At 47.8% G+C, this 12626-nt stretch carries 15 protein-coding genes; 1 reads left to right on the forward strand and 14 read right to left on the reverse strand.

The features are described from left to right. Positions 1–164: 164 nt before the first annotated feature. From AC4GL5_RS12560 to AC4GL5_RS12585, 6 genes are all read right to left on the reverse strand, one after another. Positions 165–1352 carry a DNA methyltransferase gene (locus AC4GL5_RS12560; RefSeq protein ID WP_490383135.1) on the reverse strand — a complete coding sequence of 396 codons (1188 nt, stop codon included), beginning with the start codon at positions 1350–1352 and terminating at the stop codon, positions 165–167. Then, the gene (locus tag AC4GL5_RS12565; RefSeq protein ID WP_490383136.1) at positions 1345–2145 is read right to left on the reverse strand and encodes an ApaLI family restriction endonuclease; all 801 of its coding nucleotides are present in this window, start codon (positions 2143–2145) and stop codon (positions 1345–1347) included. The genes AC4GL5_RS12560 and AC4GL5_RS12565 overlap by 8 nt, the downstream gene beginning before the upstream one ends. Positions 2146–2448: 303 nt before the next feature. Then, the gene (locus AC4GL5_RS12570) at positions 2449–2733 is read right to left on the reverse strand and encodes a type II toxin-antitoxin system RelE family toxin (RefSeq protein ID WP_490383137.1); all 285 of its coding nucleotides are present in this window, start codon (positions 2731–2733) and stop codon (positions 2449–2451) included. Continuing rightward, positions 2723–2974 carry a type II toxin-antitoxin system Phd/YefM family antitoxin gene (locus AC4GL5_RS12575; protein WP_490383138.1) on the reverse strand — a complete coding sequence of 84 codons (252 nt, stop codon included), beginning with the start codon at positions 2972–2974 and terminating at the stop codon, positions 2723–2725. The genes AC4GL5_RS12570 and AC4GL5_RS12575 overlap by 11 nt, the downstream gene beginning before the upstream one ends. 174 nt (positions 2975–3148) lie before the next feature. Next, a complete protein-coding gene (locus tag AC4GL5_RS12580) occupies positions 3149–3931 on the reverse strand; it encodes a class I SAM-dependent methyltransferase (RefSeq protein ID WP_490383139.1) in 783 nt (260 codons plus the stop codon). 85 nt (positions 3932–4016) lie between these two features. After that, positions 4017–4625: a hypothetical protein gene (locus tag AC4GL5_RS12585; RefSeq protein WP_490383140.1), complete on the reverse strand. Its 609-nt coding sequence runs from the start codon at positions 4623–4625 to the stop codon at positions 4017–4019. Between the two features lie 178 nt (positions 4626–4803). On the opposite strand from AC4GL5_RS12585, the gene AC4GL5_RS12590 reads away from it, so the two are divergent. Beyond that, positions 4804–5034 (forward strand): type II toxin-antitoxin system Phd/YefM family antitoxin, encoded by a 231-nt coding sequence (locus tag AC4GL5_RS12590; RefSeq protein ID WP_490383141.1) that lies wholly within the window; start codon positions 4804–4806, stop codon positions 5032–5034. Between the two features lie 131 nt (positions 5035–5165). Here the strand turns inward: AC4GL5_RS12590 and AC4GL5_RS12595 are convergent, their stop codons facing one another. The 8 genes from AC4GL5_RS12595 to AC4GL5_RS12630 all read right to left on the reverse strand — a co-directional run bounded on the left by AC4GL5_RS12595 (position 5166) and on the right by AC4GL5_RS12630 (position 12278). After that, positions 5166–6101: a p-hydroxyphenylacetate 3-hydroxylase reductase component gene (locus AC4GL5_RS12595; RefSeq protein ID WP_490383142.1), complete on the reverse strand. Its 936-nt coding sequence runs from the start codon at positions 6099–6101 to the stop codon at positions 5166–5168. 220 nt (positions 6102–6321) lie between these two features. Further along, positions 6322–7080 (reverse strand): helix-turn-helix transcriptional regulator, encoded by a 759-nt coding sequence (locus AC4GL5_RS12600; RefSeq protein WP_490383143.1) that lies wholly within the window; start codon positions 7078–7080, stop codon positions 6322–6324. A gap of 291 nt (positions 7081–7371) precedes the next feature. After that, complete coding sequence (locus AC4GL5_RS12605; RefSeq protein WP_490383144.1) at positions 7372–8295, reverse strand: p-hydroxyphenylacetate 3-hydroxylase reductase component; 924 nt, start codon at positions 8293–8295, stop codon at positions 7372–7374. Between the two features lie 181 nt (positions 8296–8476). After that, complete coding sequence (locus AC4GL5_RS12610) at positions 8477–8638, reverse strand: hypothetical protein (protein ID WP_490383145.1); 162 nt, start codon at positions 8636–8638, stop codon at positions 8477–8479. Between the two features lie 97 nt (positions 8639–8735). Beyond that, entirely contained in the window at positions 8736–9902 is a 1167-nt protein-coding gene (locus AC4GL5_RS12615) for a p-hydroxyphenylacetate 3-hydroxylase oxygenase component (protein ID WP_490383146.1), read from the reverse strand. Positions 9903–10133: 231 nt separating this feature from the next. Next, positions 10134–10469 carry an AzlD domain-containing protein gene (locus AC4GL5_RS12620; protein WP_490383147.1) on the reverse strand — a complete coding sequence of 112 codons (336 nt, stop codon included), beginning with the start codon at positions 10467–10469 and terminating at the stop codon, positions 10134–10136. Then, a complete protein-coding gene (locus AC4GL5_RS12625; RefSeq protein WP_490383148.1) occupies positions 10466–11263 on the reverse strand; it encodes an AzlC family ABC transporter permease in 798 nt (265 codons plus the stop codon). The genes AC4GL5_RS12620 and AC4GL5_RS12625 overlap by 4 nt, the downstream gene beginning before the upstream one ends. Before the next feature lie 115 nt (positions 11264–11378). Then, entirely contained in the window at positions 11379–12278 is a 900-nt protein-coding gene (locus tag AC4GL5_RS12630) for an AraC family ligand binding domain-containing protein (protein ID WP_490383149.1), read from the reverse strand. Positions 12279–12626: the final 348 nt, after the last annotated feature.

The following is a 12626-nucleotide window of genomic DNA, read 5'->3' on the forward strand; positions in this document are numbered from 1 at the left end:
TCACTCCCTGTAGAGGGTAAACTATAGGGGTGACACAGAATTTTGAACACTACCTGTTAACGTCTCACATCTGAGGCAAAAAACAGTTGGCGATTTTTGCCCCCCCCCCGCGAAGCGGAAATGCGCAAAAAGTGACAACTGTTTTTGTCCGTAGCATACACTTGTTAACTCTTTTTCATCAGGGCCGACACTTGTAACGCAGGAGATGGGATAATCTCCATACCCTCGATATCCAGCTCGGTTTCAAATAAATCACCTTCTAATGATGTTTTTACCAAAATAGATCTTTTAGAATTTTTGGTTTTCATAGCTTTTGCTAAGAGAGACGCAGCCTCCTCTATGGTCTCGTTTTTCTTTTGAACACGAATTAACACAGGAGTATTCATATACTGCTCTACAAGAATCGCGTCTATTCCCTTATTCCGTTGAACAGGATTAAAATCTATTCCCATCAATAGATTTAACGCGGAGGCATCTGCATTCACATATGAGTCTCTACCTTTTTTCAAAAGGTTTGACTCTGTTTTTATTGGATTATCTAATCGTTCTCTCGTTAGCTCAATAGCATCTGGAGATTCATCAATACCAATATAGTTTCGATTTAAAAGCTTTGATGCAACACATGTGGTTCCGCTGCCACAAAAAGGATCTAAAACCAAATCTCCCTCTTCCGTTACTAGCTTGATAATCTGCTCAAGTAGCAAAAGCGGCTTTTGAGTCGGATATCCGACCCTCTCTTTTGCCTTGGGATTTAAATAAGGGATATCCCAAACATCGCTTAACGGAACACCTTTTTTCTTATCGCCATTTTTTACATTTCCGGAGCTATCTTTGTCGTATATAGATTTATTGTGCTCATCCCTAGATCTTCTTTGTAAAATCTGATCTATATTAGTTGTTTCTGAATATGATGTATAAATTCTATTAAATTTAAATTTTTTCGACTTTGAGTAGAAATAGATATTTTGATGACTAGGGAGCAGGCCTTTTCTTGAGTTAGACCATCTTTTATAAGACCAAATAATTTCTGATTGGAAATTATCTACCCCAAAAACCTGATCCAATATTGCACGAACAATATGTTCACCACTTTTATCGCAGTGTACAAATATAGACCCAGTCTCTTTCAATAAAGAGTACATGACTTCGATCCGCTTTTTTAAAAACTCAGCATACCCCCTATCACTCCCCCAGCTATCGTCAAAGCTGAACTCTTTTGTGCGCTCTCTATTTTTTAGCGTATGCTTTCTTTCTGTAAAAAACGGCGGATCAAGATAAATGAGGTCAATAGAGCAAGGCTCAATTGACCTCATTTGATCTAAACAATCACCGCTCAGAACTCTGTTAATCATTAGTACCTTCTTTATCTCGTTTATCTCGTTTATCCGCTATTTCCATTAATATCGCTTTAAGGTCATATCCGCTAACTTTCTCCAGATAATCCCAAGCCTCGTCACCGGCATAGTATTCACCATCTACGCCTGCGTAGATGGTTTTCAATGTTTCCTGTATTTTAATTGCCTGCTCTCTCTGAGGATAGTAGAACATCACCCGAACAGGCTTGTAACCATGTCCTTTTATTGCCTTCACGCGGGTATGTTCTTTGGTAATATGGTCACCATCTGTCGTAGCATCTCGCCATTTGAGCTCTACAGCGTCTGACCCATTAAGAAAATCTATTTCAAAAGTCTTTGGCCTTGACCCAATAGTATTTTCGACCAAGGTTTTGCCACCCTGACTGTTTGAGAAGAACATGCACAAGGTAGCGGCCTCCTCCAAAAAAGACCCCGCGTACTTATATAAAAATCGACCAGTATTCTGATACTCGTCGATCAAAATACCTTCTTCAAGAGAAATTCCTAACACTCGATATATCAAATAGTGAGAATTATCATCCCCTTTCATTTCTTCCTTACGGGCAACAATCTTGCTCTTTAAATTGTTTGCATATTCATCAGCCAGCTTTCCAATTTTTTCTTTTAGCAATTGCAAGCAAGTTCCACTAGCGATTGCACTATCAATTATCTCCCTTTCGTGAGCATAAACTGCGGTGATAAGCTCTGTTTTTTTCTTCTTCTCGATGTCAATACCTAATGACTTGCAATAATCATCAAGTTGCTTTTTATTCATTTTTTCAACTTTCATGAAACTTCCTGAGTTGGTTTTAAACGCGATTTAGGCCTGAGAGCTAACATTTTAATCATAGGTATGCTCCTTTTGCCAATTTCAATATACCGTCTAAAAACAAGGAAAGCCTTTGATAATAAAAGGAAAATCCAGCTTCTGATCTGACGGCATCCCTGTCACTCGCACTACTCTATATTTAAAATAAACACGGACTGTTATCTCAGACGCGCTTCTCATAATTCATTTATTCTAAAGCTTATCCAGTTCCCACAAGCCAGTAAACCGAGCATTAAGTCGTAATAGCCTTCATGCCAAAAGTCATCAAATTCGCTTAGACAGATTTTTATAAATCGCGTCTTTATCGCGCTTACCTACAGCCAGTACATAAACGACGATTTCATCGTCGATCACCTCGTAGGCCAACCGATAACCTGCGGTTCGTAGTTTAATCTTATAAACCGAGTCGTAGCCCCGCAGTTTAGACGCGGGTACATGAGGGTTTTGCAGACGTTCCGCCAGTTTCTTCTTAAACTGGCTCTTGATGGGAGGCGCTAACTTCTCCCATTCCTTCAACGCGGAAGGCAGAAACTTTAACTTATAGGTCATCCAGACTGACTTCCACGGCCTTTGACCGATCCGCTCTTCGGGATTCAATCAACTGCGCCAGCTCCTGATCATCCAGCATTTCCATCATCCACTCGTAGGTTTCTGCAGGCACCAGATAAGCCGCTGGTTTGTTGTGGTTCAGGATGGCAACCGGTGAACCATTCGCTTCTGTCAGCAGTGCCGATGGGTTCTTTTTCAGCTCGGAAATACTGGCCGAGCAATCCGCAAGAATCTGTCTCATGGCAGACCTCATTTAAGACCTAAATTAAGGTCATATATTAGACCTGCGATAAAGCCTGCGACAAGTTTATTCTGCAATCAAAGAGGCGACCTCTGATCTAACAAGAAATCAGTATGGGAACGCAAACAGAAAACCCTGAACATTCTGCAAAGCAAAGACCGGTGCCACCATTGGTTAGGCGACTTTTCGTCCAGTGATACTGTAGACAATGGGAACATCATTTCCCTTGTGGCTGAGATAGAAGCGACCCGGCTCGCGTTCAATCATACCCTCGAAACAGTTATATGGGCTGAAAGGGAACTCGCTAACACGCTCAATCTGAATACCGACATTAAGTAATGCGTTTATAACGCTGGACATTGGATGCGCCCAGGTTGCCAGCTTGGCTATGGCATCATCGCCATTTTCTGTATACGTCGCTTCTTCATCTACATCGGGCTGCACTTGGGTGAAATAAGAATATCCTGCCAACAGGTCATAGACAGGATGAAATTCCACCATATAAAAGCGGCCACCAACGGCAAGGTTCGATGCAATAACCTCAGCCCATCGGTTTATATCCGGTAGCCAACAAATTGCACCGTATGAGGTAAAAACGATGTCGTATAGGGCAGAAGCTGAACGCTGGAAAGAATAGACATCGGTACAAACGAACTCAGAGCTTAAATTGAGCTCTTTTGCCAAATCTCGGGCTTTGCAGATGGCAACCGGAGACAGATCAACGCCAGTGCAAATTGCCCCTTTACGAGCCCATGACAGGGTGTCCATACCAAAGTGACACTGGAGGTGGAGCAAAGATTTTCCTTTCACACCCTGAAGCTCTGCTAATTCAATTTCGCGCAGAGAGGTTCCACCCGCCAAGAACCCCGGCAGATCATAAAAATCTGAATCAAAATGGGCTGCTGCCCGCCTATCCCAACCGACCCGATTCATCTCCAGGTAATCAAATTCCTGCATAATCATTCCCAAGTTACCTAATGTTGCGCGTCAGCAAATCCGGTAGAGATCCCCTTTTAGGATCCGAGCTAATTTGATCCGCTTGTTAGCCTATTACTATCTCTAAATTCTGAATCAAGTCAGAAATAACGATGGGTTCAGCGCTCGTTGATTCAAAGACGATTTGGTTTTTATTGCCAGCAGTAATATTAAAAGCTTCAACCAAATTGGCAGGCATATCACTATCAATGGATAAACACTTGAACGTGCCTATATTAAAATTCCCGCCCGCACACTCTGCAAACTCCCTTTCCAGACGCTGCTTCCAACCGTGAGTATCAAAGTTATATTTTACGAGAAAGACCGTTGGAAAAACCTGCTCTTCTTCAACAGGAATAGTCGTGTGGGCGTCACACTTCTCCCCAATTCGATAACTCAACTGGGCAGATTTTAATGCCTCTATCGATTCATTCAGAGAAGTGTCCGCTTTAAATGCGATACCGCTAAACCCTTCGAACCTTGTATCGCTAACACCAAACCTGACTCTAAAATTTATAAATTCGATATTGATCGAGCCAAAGTTGACACCAATGCTGGTGTACTCTTCTTTCTCAGTCAGCGGCCATGCCAATGGTAATCCTAACTTTTCTGATACCTGGGTAGCTGCTTTTAGTGGATCATCCACCTCAATCATAAGATGATCTATTTCAAACATTTCCCCACTACCTCGCTTTTTCGGAGTAAAGGTCAATCTTATATGGAGCCCGGCAGACCTGCGACAAGCTAATTCACGATCATACTGATAACCCCTGCACCGCAAGAAAATAATGACTGGCACCTCGGTTCGCACACTCTAAAATCGTACAGAAACCTCGTAGATAAAGGTGTCCCCCATGAACACAATAAGTGTTAACCAATTCCGAGATAACCTTAAAGCTGTTGTTGAACAGGTTGCAGACCAGCATGAGCCGGTGAAAGTCACCGACTCAACAGGTCAGGACTTTGTGGTCATCAGCGCAGTCGATTGGGAGCGCGAGCAGGAAACCCTGCACGTTCTGCAAAGCCAAGACCTGATGCTGCAGATTGGCGATTCAATGCAAACCCATTCCCAAGGAAAAAGCTGACGCACCAAAATGAGCAATATTTTGCTCATTTCCAAAGCTTCCAGCGTTTTTTGAGCAAAATATTGCGCAAATACCCACAAAAAAACCGGATCAGTTGATCCGGTTTTTTGTGTTCAGCATCTGTAGATAGCTCAGATCTTTTTCAGAACCTTGCGGAATACCGCCAGCTCGTCTTCGGTAAGATCACCGAACACTTTTTCCTGATAGTCCTCCGACAGCTGCCAGTAGGCTTCGGCCTGATTGGCACCTTCTTCGGTCAGGGTCAGGCTGTCGTCCTGCACGCTGATCCAGGCTTTGCGGGTCAGTTTCTCAACCGATGGGGTCAGGTCCTGTTCCGGCATCAGCAGGTAGTCACCCATATCGCTGAAACTGACGGAACCCAGGTCTTTCAGGATCATCAGCAGGCGGGCTTCTGCAATATGCAAACCGCTGGCCTGCTGCAATGGCCAGTAGGCACGCTGGTAGCGTTTTACCGCGCTCAGCATCTGGTAGTAGAGGTTCTTGTCCAGCAGCTTCTGACGTTCTGCGTCTTTTTGCTCTGCGGCGGCCTGATCGATCTCAGCCGTTTTCTGAATCGCGCCCATGTGCGGTACAACGGCTGAATAGGTGCCACCATGGTACAGCAGAGGCGCGCGGCCATAATCGTCAAAGGCTTCTACTTTGCCGATCAGAATCCAGTGGTCGCCACCATCTACTTTTTCATAGTTAGCGCACTGAAACCGTGCCGCGCAGTTGGGCAGCAACGGCGCATCACCCAGACCTTTCTCGTAATCAACGCTTGAGAACTTGTCATCGGACGGGCGGGCGAAGTGGTTGGACAGATCGATCTGATCCGCCGCCAGTACGTTCACGGCGAAGTGGCTGGCGTTATCAAACACCTCAACACTGCCGGAGTTTTTCATGATGCTCCACAGCACCAGTGGCGGATCAAGGGAAACGGAGTTGAAACTGTTTGCCGTGACACCGGCCTGCTGCCCGTCTTTTGCGGTAGCAGTTATTACGGTGACACCTGTGGCGAAGTTGCCCAAAGCGCGACGAAATGCTTTCGGGTCAAATGCAGTAGTCATAGTCTTGGCCTTTGTCTTCACTTTTTAACAGTCTGAAGCTGTTATCTTTTGTATTGAGTGACCGCTAACGTCAGATAATGCTGCAGCGCAAAGTCAGGGTATGCCCAATAAAACAATTAACGCGATAACGCAGTTAATCCGTTAAATCAGCTAAGGGGTTACGTAGCGATCTGTTTTAACGGGCGCGTAGCATTTACGAATATAAGCCCGATGTCCAGTCTTATGAGGAACAAAGGGCAAACAACTGGGCCCGACTGCTGATGCCGAGCTTTTCATAGGCCCGTTTACGGTAGGTGATGACACTACTGGGAGCGATATTCAGTTCGTAAGCGACCACTTCACTCTTTTTACCTTGTAAGACAGCCTCACACACCTGACGCTCGCGCTCCGACAGAAACGCCAAAGGCCCCTGACTGAGTTGCGACTGATTCATCTGATAGTGTTTACTGACTAACAGCCCCAACAGCTGACCGACTGCCTGTTGCTGATCCGCAGGAATGACCTGATCAAAACCGGAACCCCGGCGATACAGATTGATATAAAAGTTGCCCGCCTCACTCCCGTAAATGACAGAGAGCTTGTCCTGAAACCCCGGCTCATCAAAGTAGCGTTTTTTATAGTTTGGCCCCATCTGGCGGAGCAGATCTTCCAGCCGGATCAGAGTGACCTCTCCCGGCTGACTGCTTTTAAAAACCGGGAAATTCGGATCTTCCAGATAACGGCGCTCTGTCACGTAGGATTCCGCCAAACTTTTACCGGACGCATCTTTAATAAAATCCTTAAACAAGAGCGTACTGACGCTCTCACCATCGGCGCAGAAGAAGATCATGCACTGATCGGCCCCTAACTCCTGATGCAACCAATTAAGAAAAGGATCGAAGAAATGCGGTTCACCCAAAGCGCTGAGCAACTGCAGCTGACCACGGGTCGGGTGCCAGTTAACGGGGATAGAGGAGGTAGAAGAAGGTGTCGCTGTCATCGTGTCTTATTCTGTTATGTCATGTCGAAGCGGTGTTGGGTTCAGGGTGCTGTTGCGTCACGTTAAGAAAAATTCAGACCCGAAGAGACCCAGCCAGCAGAACAGCATAGGAGAAAAGACAGGCACAAAAAAGCCCGGCATTCGGAACCGGGCAAAACAAGGCAGGAACTACTCCGAAGAGTTTATCCCGCTGACACAATGAAGATCATCGATACAACTCCCTGAGCACCTTCTGACAGATCACCGGAAACAGGTCATCGCCAGAAGTCGCACAGAGTCAAACCGGAAGGGTTAAACCGCTTCCAGCACCTTGCGGAAAATCGCCAGTTCTTCCTCAGAAAACTGTCCGAAGACCTCTTCCTGACGTTCGTTGGCAATTTTCCATAGGGTCTCTGCCTGCTCAACACCTGCCGTTGTCAGGCTCAGCTGGTCTCCGCTTCGGGCCAGCAATTCTTTACGACACAGGGTTTCCACAGCCGCCTGAAGATCGTTATCCGGCATGCCGATACGCTCTTCCAGATCTTGGGTGCTCAGGGTATCAAAGTCATTCAGGTTCAGAAGCATACGGGCTTCGATAGTACGCAGACCTGTCGCCAGCTGAAGCGGCTGATATGCGGTTTGGTAGCGCTTAACCGCCTGTAGCATCTGGTAGTACAGGTTGTCACCCAGGCGCTTGTCGTTCTTCTGCTGACCCGCATCAGTGGCCTCAGAATCTTTGGGTTTAACGCCTGCGTGAGGAATCACCGCCGAGTAAGCCCCCCCATGGTAAAGCAGAGGGGCGCGGCCATAATCATCATACGCCACCACTTTACCCACCAGAATCCAGTGATCACCGCCATCCAGTTTCTGATAGCTCTCACACTGAAAACGGGCCGAGCAATCCTGCAGCAAAGGCGCATTACCCAAGCCTTTCTCGTAGGCGATATCAGCAAACTTGTCATCTGCAGGGCGTGCAAAATGGTTAGAAACCGGAATCTGATCTGCTGCCAGAATGTTCACAGCAAAATGACTGGCATTGTCGAAAACCTCAACACTGCCGGAGTTCTTCATGATGCTCCACAGCACCAGAGGCGGCTCAAGAGATACAGAGTTGAAGCTGTTAGCGGTTACGCCGGTCTGAACACCGTCAGGGGTGCAGGCAGTGATAACGGTTACACCGGTGGCGAAATTGCCCAGTGCACGACGAAAATCCCGGGGGTCAAATTCAGTACTCATGGTTGTTGTCCTGTTCTTGCTTTTTATTCTGTGAAGGGTCACAGGCCTTTGCATTGGGTTCGATCATCAGGCTGATGAGGGCTGAGCACCTGACAATCTTTTTTCAGAGATAAAACGCCCGCCGATTTCGGGTCGGACGATCCGGGGGTTGTATTCACCCGCAATCAGTTATCAGAAGTGATCAGTTATAAGGCACCAGAAAAACCGCTGCCGAGCTGGTCAGGGGCTGAAGTGTCCCGGCTTCCGAAGATTGCTGACGATTACCTGAAGCAGGGGTCACCGAATAAGAAGTGCCACAGGAACGACGTTTCAGAAGCTGAAATTTAGCCAGAAGTGCTTTCATGATGATCACCCCATCAGAGGTTGAGACTCCGGTCTGCCGGATGGGCAGCAGACCGGAAAGATCGGCCAAAACCTATCGTTTCAGCCGTACAGGATACTTACAGCAGTGACGGATCAGGCTCCAGACCCAGCAGCTCGCGGCCGATGATCTGTGCACACACGTCATAGTCGGTGTAAGCGTGGGCAGCCGTCATGTTGGACTCACGCCACAGACGCTGACCTTCACGATCGCTGTACCAGTTAGAAGCACCCATAACAGCCCACAGGCGGTTAACGGCTTCTACACACATTTTGATGGCATAAGCCTGATTGGTACGCCAGTGCGCCAGGGTGTAACGATCTGGGTATTCGTGACGCTCACCGTATTCTTTGTGCTCGTTCCAGGTTTTTTCCAGGTAAGCACGGGCCGCACACACCTGCTGGTAAGATTCCGCAATACGCAGCATGGGTGGTACAGAACCATCAACCTTAGCACCGGTGTAAGCGCGAACACGGTTTTTGGTCAGATCTTTGTAAACTTCGATCATACGCTCCGCCACACCCAGACTCATCGCTGCGAAACCAGAGGCGAAGTAAGGACGGTAAGGCGTGTGATAGATTTTGCTGTCAGGGTAAAGGTCACGACCGATATGACGACCTTCCATCATATCGCCCGCCGCCTGAATACGGTGCTCAGGAACAAAGACACCTTCAATATGAGCAGTCTTAGTACCGGAACCCTGCATCGCAACTGAGTACCAGTCATCGATAATGGTAAATTCGCTGCGCGGGATAACGGCAAAGCTGTACACTTTCTCGTCGTTAACCATGCGGTTCAGACCCACAATGATCCAGTCTGCGTGATCAACACCGGAACTCCACTTCATGTCACCGGTGAAGATAATGCCGCCTTCGGCTTCTTCGTACTTACCAAATGGCGCAATAGAAGAAGAGGCTACGGCATCCGGGTTTTCACCCCAAAACTCATCCTGTGCATCTTTGCTGAACATCGCCATCTGGTGGTTATGAGTACACAGCAGGCTGTAAGCCCAAGCCGTTGAACAGCAGGCACCGGCCAGAGCTGCAATACAATCGGTAAATTCCGGCAGGGAGATTTCCAGACCGCCATATGCCTTAGGCAGGAAAGCGCGGTTCAGACCGATGCCGTGCAGCATGTCGATGTTTTCCTGAGGAACCTGACGCAGCTCTTCAGTCTTAGTCGCGTTAGCACGGATCGCTGGCAGGATTTCCTGCAGTTTTTCCAACATAGGATTATTCTGTTTCATGAGACTGTACCCATATAATTGTTGTTGTATTCGTTTTTATACTCATCGGGCAAAGCGACCTGAGCCTGCTTCACCGGGCAGAGAGGTTATGTCCCTTCAATCCCCTACCCTCGTTGATGAATTTATTATGGACACAAGCCTTGTGGCTAAACATGACATTTTCTCGCTAAAAATGGGACTTTTCTTCTAAACGTTGACGATTCCCTCCCGATAAAACGAATTAAAGCCACGTCATACCAAAACCATCTGACTTAAGAGAACAAATCCGCCCATGCCAAGTACCGTGGTCAGTAGTACATTTCCGGTTAAACGGACAATCACCACACAGAACACAGCCGCTAACAGATAGGGGTTATCCCAGGCCAGCCAAAGTTCTGGTCTGTCAACTCCGGTACGGTCCGGTAAAAGCACCACAGGCGCGGCAATCGCAGTCAGTACAGCGGGGGCAGAGAAATGCAGAAAACGCTCACCTTTGACCGATAAACGCAGAGGTAGCCGGGGCTCAAGAAAGAGATAACGACTGAGAAACACCAGCGCGGCCAGAATAACGATGGTCAGTAGTATCATGGTGCCAGCTCCTCTGATGCGTTCTCAGACAAAGTCTCAGTCATCTCAACAGGCAGCGGTTTTGCCAGAAGCTGCTCCGTTATAAAGCCGGCGCACATTCCGCCTAACGCTGCCAGCGCCAAAGCCCCCGGAATACGATTCAGATGCAGAATCACAGAGAGCAACAGAGCAACAATCACAGAGACCGCCACCGGCCAGCCGGTGACCTGAGGAACAACAATGGCGATAAAAGTGGCCGCAACCGCAAACTCCAGCCCCCACGCACCCATCTGCGGAAAATGATTACCCAGTAAGATGCCCGCCAGGGTTGCCAGATTCCAGATGATGTAAAAGCTAAGTCCCGCCCCGAGTACAAACCAGCGATCAAAGTTTGTTTCTAAAGCGGTAGGCTTTTCAGACGGTTTTTTCTCAGAACAGCCCGCCATAGAAGAACAAAACGCAAACAACTCATCGGTGAGCAGAAAACCCAGCGCTAACCGCCAGCGCAGTGGCAAGGGGCTGATCCGACGTCGCATAGAGACACTATAAAGCAGGTGTCGGGAAGTGATAAAAAACACAGTGATCAGTAGCGCCAGCAAACTCGCCCCGCTACTTAACATACCGATCACCACCAACTGAGCGGCACCCGCAAACAAAATGGCAGACATCGCCTGACTCTCCCAAAGGGTAAAACCGGCATCAATGGCCAGCGACCCGACCAGCACCCCCCAGGGCAATACCGCGACCGTCAGGGGCGACATCGCCAGCGCTCCCTTAGTGAATCGGCTAAACCGACTGAACGTTGTTGAACTCATCACAACCTCTTAATACCCATAATCAGAACCGAAAAAGTGGAAACGAGGCTTGAGGTTAAATGCGATTAAGGTGGGAAAACTTGGATAAAATTGCTCAGGTGGAACAGCGGTCAAATCAGAAACCAAAACTCTGGCGGTACTGTTTTGGGGTGACGCCCATCGCCTTTTTGAAGTGGCGGTGCAGATGGCTCTGGTCATGAAAACCACTACTTTGAGCGGCATCTGCCAGTGTCTGACCTTTTCGGAGAAACTCACGGGCCAGACGCAGGCGCGCCTGTACCTGATAAGCATGGGGTGGCAGACCAAAGGCTTTACCAAAGGCCCGAATCAGGTGAAAGGGACTAAGGTTTGCCAACCGAGCCAGCTCCTCCAGTGAGATATCCGCTTGCGGAAAATCATCCAGAAACGCTTTTACCCGCTTTAACTGAGGCTGTATGTTGGCTTTGGGTCCTTCCGGCAGACGGGAGCGAGCATGACGGTGAATCAGCTTCACCAGAAAGGCATACATCAGACTTTCCCGCAGCAGCCGGTTGTCAGAGGTTTCCAACACCTCAAACAGCAGTCGGAATTGCGCTGCCAGTTCCGGGTCATGCACCACAGGCTCCGGGAAATAAGGCGTGGCATCTCTGAAACTGCCCAGCTCAGCACAAACACTGTTGAGCTGCTCCGGTAACGGATACATCGCCTTATACGCCCAGCCATTTTCTGCAGCGGAATGGCCGTTATGCACCTCATCGGCATTCACCAGAATAATGCTGTCCTGTGGGGCGATATGATTACCACCGGTGCGATAAAAGCACTGAGCGCCTTCCTGAATCACCCCAAGGGTGAAGCCCTCGTGGCTGTGACGGGAGAAATTATGCTTTTTATAACGGGCGTCCAGAAGCTCAATACCGCCCAGCTCCTCAGCGGTATTGAATACAGCAGTTTCTTTCTCCGGTAGACCGGCTTTCTCTACTGATTGATCTTTTTCAGCCGACTTATCGTTTTGAGCCAAATTGGATTTTTTTGTCATAAAAGCAGGTTTGCAGAAAAATTGTCGTTTCCCAATGGAAGTTGATTGAGTGTAACCCAGTCCCGAATAAGTTTTTTGTACAAAATTGCTCAGTAGACCATCCTGAAGATCAGCGTCTCGATTATTTCACGGGGCTTTTAAAGCTGACGCGGGATAAAACTGAGGCCAATTACGGCCTCTATAAGACTCAATCCAAGAAAAGAAGCTTTAACCTGCTTAACAGTACCGATTACACACTATTGAAACTCAAAGGGCCGGCACGACCCCAAAACACCTCTTGAACGGGAGGAACTCTGGTTTAAACCGACCCGGGATTCAGCCCGTAGTGAGGATAACTAGCGATTAATA

Source organism: Oceanospirillum sp., assembly GCF_982874595.1.